At 58.8% G+C, this 15,860-nt stretch carries 14 protein-coding genes; 7 read left to right on the top strand and 7 right to left on the bottom strand.

From position 1 onward, the window contains the following. Nucleotides 1-49: 49 nt before the first annotated feature. Nucleotides 50-1,222 carry an ABC transporter substrate-binding protein gene (locus QO002_RS22515; RefSeq protein WP_307234008.1) on the bottom strand — a complete coding sequence of 391 codons (1,173 nt, stop codon included), beginning with the start codon at nt 1,220-1,222 and terminating at the stop codon, nt 50-52. 235 nt (nt 1,223-1,457) lie between these two features. After that, a complete protein-coding gene (locus QO002_RS22510; RefSeq protein ID WP_307234005.1) occupies nt 1,458-2,282 on the bottom strand; it encodes a bifunctional allantoicase/(S)-ureidoglycine aminohydrolase in 825 nt (274 codons plus the stop codon). Between the two features lie 276 nt (nt 2,283-2,558). Between QO002_RS22510 and QO002_RS22505 the strand changes: the two genes are divergently transcribed. Beyond that, the gene (locus QO002_RS22505; protein ID WP_307234004.1) at nt 2,559-2,714 is read left to right on the top strand and encodes a hypothetical protein; all 156 of its coding nucleotides are present in this window, start codon (nt 2,559-2,561) and stop codon (nt 2,712-2,714) included. Between the two features lie 3 nt (nt 2,715-2,717). Here the strand turns inward: QO002_RS22505 and QO002_RS22500 are convergent, their stop codons facing one another. Both QO002_RS22500 and QO002_RS22495 read right to left on the bottom strand, forming a co-directional pair. Next, nucleotides 2,718-3,377 carry a GNAT family N-acetyltransferase gene (locus tag QO002_RS22500; protein WP_307234001.1) on the bottom strand — a complete coding sequence of 220 codons (660 nt, stop codon included), beginning with the start codon at nt 3,375-3,377 and terminating at the stop codon, nt 2,718-2,720. A 72-nt stretch (nt 3,378-3,449) separates the two neighbouring features. Continuing rightward, on the bottom strand, nt 3,450-4,136 hold the full coding sequence (locus QO002_RS22495) for a pyridoxamine 5'-phosphate oxidase family protein (RefSeq protein WP_307233999.1): 687 nt from the start codon (nt 4,134-4,136) through the stop codon (nt 3,450-3,452). Between the two features lie 100 nt (nt 4,137-4,236). Between QO002_RS22495 and pdxR the strand changes: the two genes are divergently transcribed. After that, nucleotides 4,237-5,637 carry a MocR-like pyridoxine biosynthesis transcription factor PdxR gene (pdxR, locus tag QO002_RS22490; protein WP_307233997.1) on the top strand — a complete coding sequence of 467 codons (1,401 nt, stop codon included), beginning with the start codon at nt 4,237-4,239 and terminating at the stop codon, nt 5,635-5,637. Nucleotides 5,638-5,761: 124 nt separating this feature from the next. Here the strand turns inward: pdxR and QO002_RS22485 are convergent, their stop codons facing one another. Next, nucleotides 5,762-8,035, bottom strand: a complete 2,274-nt coding sequence (locus QO002_RS22485) for a tetratricopeptide repeat protein (RefSeq protein ID WP_307233995.1) — start codon at nt 8,033-8,035, stop codon at nt 5,762-5,764. Between the two features lie 379 nt (nt 8,036-8,414). Next, nucleotides 8,415-9,479, bottom strand: coding sequence for a LacI family DNA-binding transcriptional regulator (locus tag QO002_RS22480; protein WP_307233993.1), 1,065 nt, complete (start codon nt 9,477-9,479; stop codon nt 8,415-8,417). Between the two features lie 104 nt (nt 9,480-9,583). On the opposite strand from QO002_RS22480, the gene QO002_RS22475 reads away from it, so the two are divergent. Continuing rightward, complete coding sequence (locus QO002_RS22475; protein WP_307233991.1) at nt 9,584-10,420, top strand: phytanoyl-CoA dioxygenase family protein; 837 nt, start codon at nt 9,584-9,586, stop codon at nt 10,418-10,420. Between the two features lie 5 nt (nt 10,421-10,425). On the opposite strand, the gene QO002_RS22470 is transcribed toward QO002_RS22475, so the two are convergent. Next, entirely contained in the window at nt 10,426-11,442 is a 1,017-nt protein-coding gene (locus QO002_RS22470) for a LacI family DNA-binding transcriptional regulator (RefSeq protein WP_307233989.1), read from the bottom strand. A gap of 133 nt (nt 11,443-11,575) precedes the next feature. Here QO002_RS22470 and QO002_RS22465 point away from each other — a divergent pair, with 133 nt between their 5' ends. From QO002_RS22465 to QO002_RS22450, 4 genes are all read left to right on the top strand, one after another. Continuing rightward, on the top strand, nt 11,576-12,673 hold the full coding sequence (locus QO002_RS22465; protein ID WP_307233987.1) for an ABC transporter ATP-binding protein: 1,098 nt from the start codon (nt 11,576-11,578) through the stop codon (nt 12,671-12,673). Beyond that, nucleotides 12,670-13,560: a carbohydrate ABC transporter permease gene (locus QO002_RS22460; RefSeq protein WP_307233985.1), complete on the top strand. Its 891-nt coding sequence runs from the start codon at nt 12,670-12,672 to the stop codon at nt 13,558-13,560. The genes QO002_RS22465 and QO002_RS22460 overlap by 4 nt, the downstream gene beginning before the upstream one ends. Next, a complete protein-coding gene (locus QO002_RS22455) occupies nt 13,557-14,405 on the top strand; it encodes a carbohydrate ABC transporter permease (protein WP_307233983.1) in 849 nt (282 codons plus the stop codon). Before QO002_RS22460 ends, QO002_RS22455 begins: the two co-directional genes overlap by 4 nt. Before the next feature lie 62 nt (nt 14,406-14,467). After that, a complete protein-coding gene (locus tag QO002_RS22450) occupies nt 14,468-15,796 on the top strand; it encodes an extracellular solute-binding protein (RefSeq protein WP_307233981.1) in 1,329 nt (442 codons plus the stop codon). The last annotated feature ends 64 nt before the right edge of the window (nt 15,797-15,860 follow it).

Genomic DNA, 15,860 nt, shown 5'->3' with positions numbered 1-15,860 from the left:
CCGATGCGAATTGCGCCCTGCACGCGGCAACATTCGATAGCTGAAAAAATCACTTAGCCGCTGCGAGCCCAGGGTCGCCCTGCTTTTCGAAGGTCTGGATTTCCTTGTTATAGTAGGTGCCGTCATCGGCCTTGGTGACTTCGCGCAGATAGATGTTCTGCGTGATGTGGCGGCTTTCGGGATCTATAGTTACAGGGCCGCGCGGGCTGACCCAGGAAAGACCTTTAACCGCCTCAACAGCCTTTTCCGCATCCTGTTCGCCGCCGGTTGCCTCGATCATCTTGTAGATGACATGCATGCCGTCATAGGCGCCGACCGAGGGGAAGGAAAGTTCCGCCGGGTTGCCGATCGCTTTGCTGGCGGCTTCGACGAAGGCTTTGTTTTCCGGTGAATCATGCGACACGGCGTAGTGGAACGTCGTCTGGATGCCCAGCGCGGCATCGCCAAGCGCCGGCAGGTCGGATTCCTGCGTCAGATCGCCAGGGGCGAAAAACTTGATGCCGGCGTCCTTCAACCCGTTTTCATTGTAGGCCTTGACGAAGCCGAGCGTCGTCGGCCCAGACGGCAGGAAGGCAAACACCGCCTGCGCGCCGGAATCCTTGATGCGCTGCATGATCGGGCTGAAGTCGTTGGTCGAAAGCGGCATGCGAATTGCCTCGACGACTGAGCCGCCTTCCTTCTCGAAACCGGCCTTGAAAGCGTTTTCAGCATCAACACCCGGACCGTAATCGCTGACAACCGAGATCACTTTCTCAACACCCGCATCATGGGCGACCTTGGCGATCGGGGTGGATGTTTGCCAGGTCGTGAACGACGTGCGCACGACCAGCGGGCTCTTGGTGACGATGGCCGATGTCGCTGCGTTCATGATCACCAACGGCGTATTGGCCTGCTTGAGGATCGGTGTGACCGCCATGGCATCGGGTGTGAAGTAGAAGCCGGCGAGATACTGCACGCCTTCCTTGACGACGAGTTCCTGGGCCAAAGCCTTCGACTGGGCCGGGTCGGCGGCGGGCAGATCGCGATACACTATCTCGATGGTGTCGTCGCCGATCTTGTCGCCATGGGTGGCGATATAGGCGTCGATGCCAGCCTTGAAGTTCTTCCCCTGCAGGGCGAACGGACCGGAGAACGGGCCGACGACGCCGACCTTGATCGTGTCTGCATAGGCAGCACTGCCCATAACAACGGCCGCGATTGCGGCCAGGACTAGCCTTTTCATACGTTCCTCCCTGATGATCGGCACACTCCCAGGCGCCAATTTTCCATTGACTGATAAGCCGGTCGTAAACTGGCGCGGCAGAATGGTAATGTAAAATGAATTATGGGTCGTAATTCATAACCTTTGAATTATGAATACAGCCCATAATTGGATTTCGAATGAAAGGGCATTGCTACGTTCGCGCCCGAACCGACCAACTCGTCGAACGGAGTTCCGGCCGGCCGTTCCGTGACAATTATCGCGGCAACCGCATGTGGCGGTTCACATCCTTATAGAGGAGGTAACGGAACTTGCCGGGGCCGCCGGCATAGCAGGCCTGCGGGCAGAAGGCGCGCAGCCACATGAAGTCGCCTGCTTCGACCTCGACCCAGTCCTGGTTCAGCCGATAGACCGCCTTGCCTTCCAGCACATAGAGGCCGTGTTCCATCACATGGGTTTCGGCAAAGGGAATGACGGCGCCGGGTTCAAACGTGACGATGGTCACATGCATGTCGTGGCGCAGGTCGAGGGGATCGACGAAGCGCGTGGTCGCCCACTTTCCTTCCGTGCCAGCCATAGGCGTCGGAGCGACATCCTTCTCATTGACGAAGAAGGCTTCCGGTGCATCAAGACCATCCACGGCCTGGTAGGCCTTGCGGATCCAGTGGAACCGGGCATGGACAGAGCCCTTGTTGCGCAGACGCCAGCCACTTGCTGGCGGCAGGAAGCCGAAACCACCTGGGCCGAGGCGATGGGTCTCGCCGCCGATTTCGACGGTGATCTCGCCTTCAACAACGAAGACCACGCCTTCGGCGCCGTCATCCGGCTCCGGCTTGTCGCTGCCGCCACCGGGCGCGACTTCCATGATGTATTGCGAGAAGGTCTCGGCAAAGCCGGAGAGCGGGCGAGACAGCACCCAGAGGCGGGTATCGTCCCAGAAGGGCAGATAGCTGGTGACGATATCCATCATTACGCCCTTGGGGATCACCGCATAGGCTTCGGTGAACACCGCGCGCCCGGTCAAAAGCTCCGTCTGCGCGGGCTGGCCACCCTTTGGCGAAAAATACGTCCGTTCCGTCATGTCGTCCTCGATCTCTTCAATGCTGTGGCGACCACCCTCTGTGGCAAGGCAGTGCCGACTCCGTCGGCATCGTTAGCATGTTGCCGGGTGCGCCGGTACCCAAGAGAAAAGGCGAAGGTTTTTTGCCACAAACGACGGGAATTACCCCGGTTCGCGTTCACGAAGAGGAAACGTTAACCATGGCCGATGTTCCCTGGGAAACGGCCATTATTGCGTCGCACAAATACGGTCCTTTGGCAGGTGTAAGGTGCGCGTTGCAGATGGAAGGACGGACAAGTGGTCAAGACACAATTGGGAGCATTGCTGGCCGTCGTGGCAATCTCGCTCGTGGTTTCGGGCGCACTGCACTTTGCCTTGTCGCACACGCCAACGACGCCGGTACCGGGCGGCGTCTCGGCTGAGACGACGGCCTCGATTCCCGATGGACAGTAATCGTCAGAAGCTCAGCTTCGTCTTCTGCTGACCGTTCTCATCAAAATTGTCAGGCTGCAGCCAACGATCATATCCGGCCTTCAATGTCGGCCATTCGTTATCTAGCATCGAAAACCAGGCCGTGTCCCGGTTACGCCCCTTGGTCACCATATGTTGCCGGAAGATGCCTTCGGAAGTAAAGCCAAACCGCTGTGCCGCGCGCTTCGACGGTTCATTGAGATTGTTGCACTTCCACTCGAAGCGGCGGTAGCCAAGCTGGTCGAAGGCATGGCTTGCGAAGAGGTAGAGCGCTTCAGTCGCCATGCGGGTGCGGGCGATGGCCGGCCCCCAGAGAATATTGCCGATCTCGATGACGCCATGAACGGCATCGATGCGCATCAGCGCCTGCCTGCCTTCCGCACGCCCCGTCGCCTTGTCGATGACAGCAAAGAACATCGGATCTTCCGAGGCGGAGGCTTTGTCAAGCCAGGGTAGGAAGGCATCCAAATCGGCCGGTGTCTCCTCGAACAGATACCGAAACCGGTCATCTGCACCTGGCGCCTGGGCAGAGGTGAAAAGATCGCGGCCATGACGTTCCACGTCCAGCGGCTCGAGCCGTGTGTAATGCCCCTCCAGCGAGATACGTTGTGGGCGTTCCACGCCCTTCCAATCGGAAAGTTCCATTGCGATATCCTGTCGGTCTTTCGTTATACCGGCGTCGCGCATGTTGCACGCTCCGCAAGTGGAATCCAGTGTTCAGCGCAGCCGGCCGGAGCGGATCAGTGCGTCCAGTTCGGCGGAAAGCGCAAGGCCTTCTTCAAGCCCCGATAGGGGCTCAGCATCCGCAAGCATGCTGCGAACCGGAATGATCCCGGCCCAGACGGGAACATCCGCATCCTCCGGGTCTCCGGGTGGCGCGTTGCGCACCTTGGCCGTCGCTTCCTCGATCTCCATCCAGAGCACCGACGTGGCTTTCAACTCCTGATCCTTCATCGGGCGCAGTTGCTCCCAGCGGCCGGGAAACAGGCCTTCGACAAAGAAGCGCAGCGCTTTCGTCTTCTCGCCCACGTCCTCGACAACCCGCGCCTTGCCGAAGACCATGGCCGAACGGTAATTGACCGAGTGGTTGAAGGCAGATCGGGCCAGCACATAGCCGTCGAGCATGCTGCAGGTGAGGCAGACCGGCATGCCCTCGATCTTGCGCAGGAAGCGGCTTGCCGCCGAGCCGTGCCAATACACCCGGTCGCCATCGCGCCAATGAAGCGTCGGCGTGACATAGGGCGTACCATCGAGCGTGTAGCCGATATGGCCCAGGGGACAGGCGTCGAGCACGGCAAAGACGTCGGCATGTTTGTGGCTGCCACGCTCGTGGCGACGGCGCAGACGGCTTCGCTCGGTCGTAGGGAAAACATTGTCGGCATTGGTTTGATCTGGAGAATACATGGCAACCTCATCGATTGGTCGCGAGATTGCTCTTGAAAGCGGCCTGATGTAAAAGGCCACTTAGCCAATTTTGAGCAGTCCACTTTGTTTTATGACAACGATGCAACCCCCATGGCTGGAGCTTGACCGTCAGGCCGGCGATCTGGAAGGCCAGATTTACCGCGCCTTGCGCGAACGCATTCTTGATGGTCAGCTTTCCGCAGGGCAACGCCTGCCATCGACACGCCAGATGGCGACTGTGCTTGCCGTTTCGCGCTCGACGGTCGTCGATGCCTATGATCGGCTGCGGGCAGAAGGTTACATTGAGGCTCAGACGGGCTCCGCCACCCGTGTTGCGACGCTCTCCTCCTCCCCATGGGTTCAATCCGGGCCGTCGCGTGAGCCCACCGCCCTGCCCCAGCTTTCGCCGGCGGGAGACGGCATGTTCCGGCCGGGCACACCAGATGTTTCAGACTTTCCCCATGCCGCCTGGGGCCGGTGCCTGGCCGCACGTGCGCGATCGCTGCGCATCCACGATCTCAGCTATGACGACCCTTGCGGCATCCGCGCGTTGAAGGAAGCGGTGCTCGAGCACGCCGCGGCAAGCCGGGGTGTTATCGCTAACACGGATCAGGTCCTGATCCTGCCATCGACCCGTTCCGGGATTGATCTTTTGGCCCGCCTGATGATCAAAGCGGGCGACAGCAAAAACGATGTCGCCTGGATGGAAGAGGCGAGCTACCCCTCCGCCCAGTGGCTCCTTAAGGAAGCCGGCGCTCGGCTTTTCGCCATCCCCTGCGATGAAGCAGGCATCGATGTCTCCAGAGCCGATGCTCACTCACCCCGCCTGATCTACGTGACCCCGTCCCATCAATATCCCACCGGCGTGACGATGAGCCTGCCACGCCGCCTCGCTCTCCTCGAACGCGCGCGGGAAACGGGCGCTCTCATCGTCGAGGATGACTACGACAGCGAATTCCAATATGGCTCCCGTCCGATCGCGGCGCTTCAGGGCATCGACCGGGGCGATGTGGTCGCCTATCTCGGAACCTTTGCCAAAATCCTCGCCCCTGGCCTGCGCGTTGCCTACGCGATTGTACCGACGCACCTCGTGGCAGAGGCCTCGCTCGAAATGCAGCGCCGCGGCCTCGCGGTCCCAATCCACATCCAGGCCGCCCTTGCTGATTTCATTCGCGAAGGGCGCCTGAGAGCCTATCTTCGGCAGATGAACGCGCGCTATGCCGAGCGTATGCAGACAATGGTCTCTACGCTTAAGCGGCAGTGCTGTGACTGGCTGGATATCGCCGAAGGCCAGGGCGGACTGCAACTCGCGACATGGTTCCACGAGAGGGACTTCGACGACGTCGCCCTAGTCTCAAGATTGGGACCGGCGGCACAGGGGCTGCAGCCGATGTCCCCGTTCTACCTTTCAGCCCCTCGCCCAGGGCTCCTGTTTGGTATAGCACGGGTGGATGTTGCGCGTGTACGGACCGCAATTATCGCGTTTAAACAGAGGCTCTGAAGTCCGCGCTTCAACCGCGATCACCAAAAAATTGAGTGACTGCTCAGCCTAAATTTGCGGTGAGCGCAGAATGAGTCCGATAAAGAGCTTTCAAACTATCGGACGTTTCTGGTTGACGAGCAGGTTAGTTGAGAAGCACGGAAATCAAATTAGCTGCCGAGCTATTGAGCGGTCCCTTGTCGCACCGTTGCGCAGCCGGACTTTCTTCACAAAGCCTATTCAGAGCTTGGATTGTCGATCTAGTCAATTGACCATTCAGAGGACCTGCATATAGCCCACGCTGCTTCAGGCGTTCCTGTGCAACATAAACATATGCATTGGGATTAGTAGTGCGTAAGCGCGATATTGTACCGGATTGTATTGCTGGCGGAGCTGCGGCTAACGACTTCGATAATTGTTCGAAATCATTGATCGATGTTGCCGAAGCTGACAAAAGGACGATTTTTTCTCGTACCAAGTCTCCTGGAGCAAAGAGGCTTTCGTAGCGCACAAGAGAGTCACGGGCCTTGGAGAGATTTTTGGAGACGTCTTTTCCTCGGCCATCGCGATAAATAGCCACCAACATAGCGGCGGCCCTCGCGTTCCCGGCATCTGCTGCAGCAGTCAGGGACTTAATTGCTTTCGAAGCATTTTTCGGAACTCCATTTCCCGAAAGTTGCAGACTGGCGAGAGACACAGCCGCCAGCTCGTTTCCTTGCTTTGCAGCTTCCGCAATGAGCCTTACACCGACTCCTTTGTCAGACTTTCTACCGTATCGCTGATAAACATAGTTTTCACCAAGCGCCAACAGAGCCGAGGTCTGTCCCATCTCGGATGCCTTGCGATAGTAATCAACCGACTTCTGCACATCCCGGGGTACCAGTGTGCCATCGCGGTAAATTTCTCCGAGGCGTACGTAAGCAGAGACATTTCCCGATTCGGCAGAAGCCAAAAATGCCTGTATACTTGCCTTCCCATCTGCCTCAAGGAAATCGCCTCGATAGAGGTAATCTCCGAGAGTATAGAGCGCACCGCTGTTTTGCTTTGTTGCCTCTTCAATCAATGCAACACCGCGTCCCGCATCTTTAGCCACGCCAATTCCCTTGATGTAGGCCTCACCGAGACGAATTTTGCCAGTGGAATTGCCGGCATTCGCAGCCCGTTGAAACGATTCGAATGCCTTCTGTGGATCTGCGGTAACAACAGTGCCGTCACGATAAAGTTCACCGATGCGAACCAGCGCAGCCGAATTGCCGGTATCAATCGTACGTTGATAATAGGAAAGCGCCTTTTGACCATCGATCGGAACGGGTCCTCCGCGGGAATAGGCATCGCCGAGCGTCAATAATGCCCCGCTGTCACCTGTCTGAGCGACCTCCTCGATCAGCGTCAAGCCCTTGGCTACATCAGCCTGCGTTCCAATGCCCCGGATATAGGCTTCACCCAAGCGAATTTTGCCGGTGGCGTTACCAGCATCGGAAGCCCGTTGAAACGATTCGAATGCCTTCTGTGGATCTGCGGTAACAATAGTGCCGTCACGATAAAGTTCACCGATGCGAACCAGCGCAGCCGAATTGCCGGTATCAATCGTACGTTGATAATAGGAAAGCGCCTTTTGACCATCGATCGGAACGGGTCCTCCGCGGGAATAGGCATCGCCGAGCGTCAATAATGCCCCGCTGTCACCTGTCTGAGCGACCTCCTCGATCAGCGCCAAGCCCTTGGCTACATCAGCCTGCGTTCCGATGCCCCGGATATAGGCTTCACCCAAGCGAATTTTGCCGGTGGCGTTACCAGCATCGGAAGCCCGTTGAAACGATTCGAATGCCTTCTGTGGATCTGCGGTAACAACAGTGCCGTCACGATAAAGTTCACCGATGCGAACCAGCGCAGCCGAATTGCCGGTATCAATCGTACGTTGATAATAGGAAAGCGCCTTTTGACCATCGATCGGAACGGGTCCTCCGCGGGAATAGGCATCGCCGAGCGTCAATAATGCCCCGCTGTCACCTGTCTGAGCGACCTCCTCGATCAGCGTCAAGCCCTTGGCTACATCAGCCTGCGTTCCAATGCCCCGGATATAGGCTTCACCCAAGCGAATTTTGCCGGTGGCGTTACCAGCATCGGAAGCCCGTTGAAACGATTCGAATGCCTTCTGTGGATCTGCGGTAAACACAGTGCCGTCACGATAAAGTTCCCCGATACGAACCAGCGCACCTGCATTGCCAGAATCAGCTAATTTCTGCAAATCTGATACAGCTTGTTGGACCACCCCACGATCTGTGGATTGCTTAATCTTCTCCTGCAACTGTTCGACGGTTTTAGCTATGTTCAAAGTATCCGGTGAAATGTCTTGCGCATTCGCCTCCGTGAAAGGAATCGCTGCGAATAAGGCGGCAACAATAAGGTAACTCTTCATTTGCTTTGCCCTCGTGATATATTCAAAATTTGAAATTTATAATGATGTCCGCTCAGTTTACAGGAGCCTGCCCTATCCGTCCAGCTTCGCACGTGTCCGTTCAAATAAAGGTGAAGCAAAGCTGATCACAGAAAATGAGGCAGGCCTCAAACAAGAAAAAGTCGCTTGAGACAACAAGTACGGGATGCCTTCAAACCTCGATATTCACCACGCCCGGTACATCCGGCATAACGCGTCCTCCGGAGATGATACAAGGTTTGCCCCCATCGTTCGCGGGGCCAACGAGGCCTTCCTGCTCTATGCGTGGACGAGGGAAGCCGCGCGGTTGTAGCCGATCGACCGGGCGGCCGCACCGCCTGGGGAAGATTCAAACGGCACGCTATTGAGGAGAATTGTTCCGGTACTGACATCTCTGAAGCGATGCGCACGAATTGCGTGTCACAAGCGAACAGGCGATTTTGTGTACAGATTTCGAGCCATGCGGTGGCGTTTCAAGCTGGCGGATGGCCCAGGCGCCCATCGCACGATGCGGCAGATCGAGCGTCGTCAACTGCGGCTTCATGTGGCGAGCAATCTCGTCGTCGTCGTAACCGACAACAGAGATATCGCCGGGGATGCTGAGACCCGCATCACGGATCGCGTTGAAACAGCCGGTTGCCATCTTGTCGTTCTGGCAGAAGATCGCCGTTGGACGGTCTGTTAGAGATAAAAGTCTCTGCGTCGCCTCATAGCCGGAGGTCGGGGTCCAGTCTCCTTCGGCAATAAGGCGATCATCATAAGGCAGGTTCGCCTTGGCCAGGGCTTTCCGATAGCCGCTCAGCCGGTCCTGGGCAGCTTCCATGAAACTCTCCCCCACGATGGTGGCAATGTGCCGGTGCCCCAGATCGATAAGGATCGACGTCGCCATCCTGCCCCCAGTAATCTCGTCCGGAACCACGGCGGGGAACCGCTCGTCGCTGGTGTAGCAGTTCAACAAAACCATCGGGACCGGGAGATTGTCGAAGATTGCATCCAGCGCGACCCGGCGCGTGAAGATCGACATATAGACGATGCCCTGTGCCCCCGCCTGAAGCAACCGATCCAGCGCCCGCTTCTCGTGCTCCACGCGCCCTTGCGTCTGGGCAACCAGGATAGTGACGTCGTCATCCCACGATTCCTGGCGGGCGCCCTCAATGGCGTTCACCGCTTCCGGCGCCGTGGCCAACTGGTCCACGATGAAGCCGATACAGCCGCCGCGAAGCTCCTCCATCGCCGTGCGACGGATCGGGCTGCCGGTTCCATAGCCGAGAGATCTGGCGGCATCCAGAACACGCGCCCGCAGATCGGCGGAGATCTTGATGTCCGTAACATTGTTAAGGACGAAAGAGACCGTGGCCTGGGAGCAGCCCGCAAGCTTCGCCACATCCATCATGGTTACGCGCTTGATTGTCTTCCGGCCGCTCATTCGCCCCTCCGTCTGGAGCTTTCTATCGGAACTAATAATAATTTTCCATTGACTAATAATTATTAGTTGCCGTAGCCTCGTTCTATTCCGGAGGAGGAAGAACGATGAACGCACATCACAAATTCGACTATGATATCGCCGCGCAGGTCGGTCAGCTTCATGAGGATGGTATTATCGGACTGAAGGGTGCTTTCAGCCCCGAATGGGCTGACGGGATGCGCGAAGACATGATGACGGCCTTTTGGTCGGCTATCCAAAGGCCGGGCGGCGCAGTCGGCCGCGGGCCGCGCCGCTGGTATGTCGAGATCCACCCACAGGATTTCCGTGGGTTCGTCGACCTCGTGACCCATCCGTGGGTCGTAGATGTCTGCAGGAATGTGCTCGGACCGGACTACCAGATCGTCGAGATCGGCCTCGACGTACCGTTCCAGGGCGCGAAATACCAACCCTGGCACCGGGATTTTCCTTCGCCCGTCGATACCTATCGCGACCGGAAAATCACATCCCTCGCCTTCAACCTGACCGGCGTCGATGTCACCGAAGACATGGGGCCGTTCGAGATTGCCTCCGGAACGCAATATGACGATGGTCGCGATTGGAAGCATGAAATGTTTCCGGACAAGGCGCTCTGGGGGCGCTTCCAGGACCGGGCAACCCGCAAGTTTCCGCGCCGCGGCGACATCTCCTGCCGCTCGGCGCTGACGGTGCATCGCGGTACCGAGCATCAGTCTCCGATCGCCCGCCCCGTCATGGTTCTGGGCGTTGATGCGCCGGGTGCCGGCCATGCGGAACTGCATGACATGATGGTAACCAAGGATTGGCACGACGCCTTGCCGGAGATTGCCAAAAAGCATCTCATCTGCCGGGTTGTCGAAGAACTCGTGCCGATCACGCAAAAGCACGACATCGAGGGTCTTGTCATGGGAGCGGACCCGACCTGATTGCCCTACCGGGCTGGCACCGGCGCGACTGATTGGCGCACGATCATGTCGCACTCCAGCTTGACCCTGTGATTGTCGTGGCGCATGCGCGGCGCGGCAATCATCTCGGCAAGCTTTTCGACGGCATAACGCGCCATGTCTGCGTGAGGCAGTTGCATGGTCGTAAGCGGCGGCAGCATGTCGCCGGAATAGGATTCGTTATCGAAACCGATGACCGAGAGATCGCGCGGGATCGACAGCCCCGCTTCCTTTGCAGCCTCATAGACACCCATGGCGATACGGTCGCAGAAGCAGCAGATGGCGGTGGGCGGCTCGTCGAGCGCCTGAAGCCGCTTGAACGCGGCGTAGCCACCCTGGATCGTCCAGCGCCCCTTGATAATCAGGTGGTTGTCGACGGGGATATCGTGCATCGTGAGCGCACGACGATACCCCTTTATGCGCTCACGCGAGGCTTCGATCGAATCTTCGCCGCCAATATAGGCGATACGCGTATGCCCGGCATCGATCAGTGAGAGCGTCGCTTTCATGACTGCCGACAGATCGCCGGGCACAACACTCGGCAAGGGCGTGTCGACGGCATAGCAGTTCAGCAGCACAGTCGGCCATTCCACAAGCTGTGGCGCAAGCGTCACCTGCTGCGTGATCAGCCGCGCATAGATAACGCCGGCGATCGGCATCGTCGCGAGGTGATCGAGAGCTGCGTGTTCGGCCGCCTCGTCAGCGTCCGTCGGCATGACCGACAGCAGATACCCCAGTTCATTCGCCGCCTCCGCAGCGCCCTCGATCAGGCCCGCAACATGGGGTGAACTCGTCACTTCATTGATGAGCATGGCGATAAGCGGACGCCGGTCGATACGGCGCGCAGGCGTGCTGTAGCCGAGATCGGCAGCAGCCCGCAGCACGGCCTCGCGCGTGGATGCCGAGATACGTGTCCCCGGAGCATTGTTCAGGACAAGCGATACTGTCGCCTGCGAAACCCCGCAGGTCGTGGCGATATCGGACATGGTCGGCTTTTTGGACACGCGAACCCCTTGGGAATCTAGGCTTTCCGATTAGCACGAAGTTTTATCAACGCAAAAGGGCTGAACAGGGCTTGCGTGCTAATATTTTTAGTTATAACTGATAATATATAACTAATCGCTCTGGGAGGAGTGCATGGCAGGGGTAACGCTCGCGGGTGTGTCGAAGAATTATGGCGCGGTGAATGTCATTCGTGATGTTTCGCTTGCGATCAAGGACGGCGAGTTCGTCGTCTTCGTCGGACCATCCGGCTGCGGAAAATCGACACTGCTGCGCATGATCGCCGGCTTCGAGATCATCACCGGCGGTAGCGTCGAGATCGGCGGCACTCGCGTCAACGACATGGCTGCCCGCGACCGCGGCGTCGCCATGGTCTTCCAGAACTACGCGCTCTATCCCCACATGAGCGTTCGCGAGAACATGGCGTTCGGCCTGAAGAATATCGGCACGCCCAAGGCCGAAATCACCCAGCGCATCGCCAAGGCTGCCGCCATTCTGCAGCTTGAACCCTATCTCGATCGCAAGCCCAAGCAGCTTTCCGGCGGCCAGCGCCAGCGCGTCGCCATCGGCCGCGCCATCATGCGCGAACCGGAGGTCTTCCTGTTCGACGAGCCGCTTTCCAATCTTGATGCAGCGCTTCGTGTCTCGATGCGCACCGAGATCGCCAAGCTTCACCACCGCCTCGGCGCGACGATGATCTACGTCACCCACGACCAGACGGAAGCCATGACCATGGCGGACCGCATCGTCGTCTTGAGGGCCGGAGAGATCGAGCAGGTCGGCGCACCAATCGAGCTTTACGAACGTCCGGCCAACGCATTCGTCGCCGGCTTCCTCGGTGCACCGCGTATCAATCTGATCCCGGCCACCGTTGCGGTCGTCGATAGAGAAAACGTCGAGCTTGTCTGCCCCGGAGAGACCCGCGTGAGCGCAAAAGTCCGCGCCGGCTCCGCCACGGTCGGAGACAAGGTGACCCTTGGTCTGCGACCGGAAATCCTGTCGCCAGCCAATGACGGCCCCATCAGCGGGACTGTCGATGTCGTCGAGCAGCTGGGCTCGATGCAGCTCGTCTATGCGACACTTGCAGATGGCACCTCGATCGTCTCCGAACTGCGTGGCGGCGCGGCACCTGCCATCGGCTCCATCGCCCGTTTCGCGATCGGCCCTGGCACACGCCATGTCTTCGACGCCAACACGCTCTCGATCACCCTGCATGCGGGAGGTGGGGCATGAGCGCCAACAGCCTCAAAGCTGCGCACAGGCGGGATGTTCTTGCCGCCTATCTCTTCCTCGCACCCTTTGCCGTGATCTATGCGACATTCCTGGTCTATCCCTTCTTCAAGGGCCTGTGGATCAGCCTCCACGACTGGGAGCTCGCCGGAAACTACCGCGAATATATTGGCTTCCTGAACTACGAAGATCTGTGGCTCGACGCGATCTTCTGGAAGGCCGTGGGCAACACGCTCAACTTCGTCGCCATGACCGTTCCGACCATGACGGCGCTGGCGCTGGTTCTGGCGCTCGCCGTCTTCGGTCAGGGACGCCTCAAGGGTGTGCTGCGCTCGGTCTTCTTCATGTCGAGCGTGTTTTCAGTCTCGGTCGTGACGCTGATCTGGTCGATGGTGTTGTCCGCCGACAACGGCCTGCTGGTGCCGCTCTTCAACATGATCGGCGTCAAGCCGATCAACTTCCTCGGCCACCCGACGCTTGCCATGCCGTCGATTGCGCTGACCACGCTCTGGTGGGGCGTCGGCCTGCCGATGGCACTGTTTCTGGCGGCGCTCAGCCAGATACCTCCGGAACTTTATGAGGCGGCTGAACTCGATCACGCCGGTCGCTTCACGGTCTTGAAGAACATCACCCTGCCCTCCATCCGCCACACCGTCCTTCTCGTTCTGGTGCTGCAGATCGTCGGCCAGTTCCAGATCTTCGGTCAGGCGCACCTGATGACGCAGGGTGGGCCGGCAAACCGAACGCGCATGCTGGTTCAGTATATCTATGAGACGAGCTTCCGCGACTGGCAGGTCGGTTATGCCACGGCCATGTCCTTCGGGCTCTTCATCCTGATGCTGGGCTTCACCATGGCGCAGCTCTGGCTCGGCCGGAAGGGAGACGAATGATGGTCAGCGCACGCACCAGCGGCCTGCGCCGTGTCACCGATCTCCTGATCCTCGGGGCGACTATTGCCTTCGCGATCCTCTGGCTCGTGCCCGTCATCTGGGTCGTCGCCATGTCGCTGAAGCCGAATGCAGAGTTGATGCACTCGACGGCAGGCTTCCTGCCGATCCCGTTCACGCTCGACAACTATATCGGCCTCCTGAAGCTCGATACCGTGCCGCGCTGGCTGATGCACAGCCTGATCGTCTCGGTGACGATGACCCTGATGGTTCTGTTCGTCTCGTCCATGGCCGGATACGCCTTCGCGCGGCTGGAGTTTCCATTCAAGAAGACCCTGTTCATGGCAATGGTCGCCGGCCTGATGGTGCCGGAGCAGGCCGTGTTCATTCCGCTCCACACGATGGTGTCCGGCTGGGGGCTGCACAACACGCACTTCGCTCTCGTCATGCCGCGCGTCGCCGTTCCGATCGGCGTGTTCCTGATGATGCAGTTCTTCCGCAGCGTCCCGAAGGAACTGGAAGAAGCCGCTGCCATCGACCACGCCTCGCGGCTGACGATCTTCCTGAAGATCATGCTGCCGCTTTCCATTCCGGCGCTGACCACGCTCGGGCTCTTCACCTTCATCTTCGCCTGGAACGACTTTCTCTGGCCGCTCGTCTCGGCAACCAAGGCCGACATGTACACGGTGACCGTGGGTCTCGCCTCGATCCAGAGCAACTTCGCCTTCTCGGAAGGGCTCGGCCAAGTCATGGCGTCGGCGGTCTTCGCCAGCCTTCCGATCGTTCTTCTGTTCCTGATCTTCCAGCGCTTCATCGTGGCGGGTGTCGCCATGAGCGCCGGCAAATAGACGCCGCCTGTCCGGGCTTTCCGGGACGGCCATTTCAGTACCGCATCGACAAGGAGGATATGATGCACAAGACCAAAACGTTGCAACGCCTGGCACTCGCCACGACACTAATGACCACGCTCTGGGGAGGAGCAGCCCACGCCGTCGATATCTCGTTCTTCCGCTTCTTCGGCGATTGCAAGACCGAATACGGCGAAGTGACCGATGTCTCCAAGGCCAATGGCGAATGCGGCATCATCACAGCGCTCACCAACAAGTTCAACGCTGAAAACACCATTGGCGCCAAGGTCGTCACCCAGACAGTCGACTGGGGTGCCTATTACGACCTGCTGACCGCGACCTATTCCACCGGCAACATCCCTGATGTCGCAGTCATGCATGCTTCAGTCATGCCGAATTTCTCTGACCGCGACCTCCTCACGCCCCTCAGCAAGTCGATGGCCGATCTCGGCATCGATACCAAGGACTTCGTGCCCGCAGCACTCAAGAACGCATCCTCCGGGGATGAAGTATATGCGCTGCCCTACGACCTCCATGCACTGCTTCTCCACGTCAATATGGATCTGATGAAGCAGGCCGGCCTCGTCAATGCCGATGGCTCGCCTGTCCTGCCGAAGTCGCCGGAAGAACTCCTCGCCCAGGGCAAGCAGTTCAAGGAAAAGACCGGCAAATACTATATCGGCTCAGAAGCCCAGAGTGCTGAAGGCATGATGGTTCGCGTCTTCGATACGTTCCAGTGGCAACAGGGCGTCGACGTCATTTCCGGTGATGGCAAGACGGCCAGCATCAACACGGCCGAAGGTCTGAATGCCGCCAAGCTCGTCTCGTCGATCTTCTCGGAAGGTCTCGCTAATGCCGCGCTTGATTATCCCGGCTCCGAACAGGCGTTCCTCAACGGTGAAACCGGCATCCTGATCAACGGCACCTGGGGCGTCGACAATTACGATACCCAAGCCAAGAGCGGCAAGGTTGCGCTCAAGGACTACCGCGTCGCCAACTTCCCGCAGGTCTATGCCAAACCGGCGGTCTGGGCCGACAGCCACATGTGGGTAATCCCGAAGGATGACAGTCGCAGCGAAGAGAAGACGCAAGCCGCCCTCGCCTTCCTCAAGTTCCTGAACGACAACAACTTCCAATGGTCGCGCACCGGCCATCTGTCGGTTCGCCAGTCGGTCCTGAACTCAGATGAATTCAAGGCCCTTCCGCACCGCGCCGAATTTGCCGACACCGCCAACAATGCCACGGCGTTGCCGCAGATCCAGAACCAGCGCGCCGTCTACAACGCGATGATCACCGACTTCAACGCCATGTGGCTGACGGGCACCGAGCCGCAGGCAGCGCTTGAAGCCATGCAGAGCGGGGTCGAGCGCGTGCTGCGCCGTAATCGTTAAGCATGTCGCGCAAAAGTGCGAAGCGGTTTTGCGATAACCACATGCGCCAAAACAAGAGCTTAAA

It is taken from the genome of Pararhizobium capsulatum DSM 1112 (genome assembly GCF_030814475.1).
In the GTDB taxonomy this organism is placed as follows: Bacteria; Pseudomonadota; Alphaproteobacteria; order Rhizobiales; family Rhizobiaceae; genus Pararhizobium; species Pararhizobium capsulatum.
The sequence above is the reverse complement of the archived record's forward strand: the minus strand, read 5'-3'. Positions and strand labels throughout refer to the sequence as shown.

Bases quoted from the DNA above. Each gene is read 5' to 3' on its own strand.
- QO002_RS22465 (WP_307233987.1), top strand. From the start codon at position 11,576: ATGGCAGGGGTAACGCTCGCGGGTGTGTCGAAGAATTATGGCGCGGTG.
- QO002_RS22480 (WP_307233993.1), bottom strand. From the start codon at position 9,479: ATGAGCGGCCGGAAGACAATCAAGCGCGTAACCATGATGGATGTGGCG.
- QO002_RS22510 (WP_307234005.1), bottom strand. From the start codon at position 2,282: ATGACGGAACGGACGTATTTTTCGCCAAAGGGTGGCCAGCCCGCGCAG.
- QO002_RS22515 (WP_307234008.1), bottom strand. From the start codon at position 1,222: ATGAAAAGGCTAGTCCTGGCCGCAATCGCGGCCGTTGTTATGGGCAGT.
- QO002_RS22450 (WP_307233981.1), top strand. From the start codon at position 14,468: ATGCACAAGACCAAAACGTTGCAACGCCTGGCACTCGCCACGACACTA.
- QO002_RS22460 (WP_307233985.1), top strand. From the start codon at position 12,670: ATGAGCGCCAACAGCCTCAAAGCTGCGCACAGGCGGGATGTTCTTGCC.
- QO002_RS22495 (WP_307233999.1), bottom strand. From the start codon at position 4,136: ATGTATTCTCCAGATCAAACCAATGCCGACAATGTTTTCCCTACGACC.
- QO002_RS22485 (WP_307233995.1), bottom strand. From the start codon at position 8,035: ATGAAGAGTTACCTTATTGTTGCCGCCTTATTCGCAGCGATTCCTTTC.
- QO002_RS22475 (WP_307233991.1), top strand. From the start codon at position 9,584: ATGAACGCACATCACAAATTCGACTATGATATCGCCGCGCAGGTCGGT.
- QO002_RS22500 (WP_307234001.1), bottom strand. From the start codon at position 3,377: ATGGAACTTTCCGATTGGAAGGGCGTGGAACGCCCACAACGTATCTCG.
- pdxR (WP_307233997.1), top strand. From the start codon at position 4,237: ATGCAACCCCCATGGCTGGAGCTTGACCGTCAGGCCGGCGATCTGGAA.
- QO002_RS22455 (WP_307233983.1), top strand. From the start codon at position 13,557: ATGATGGTCAGCGCACGCACCAGCGGCCTGCGCCGTGTCACCGATCTC.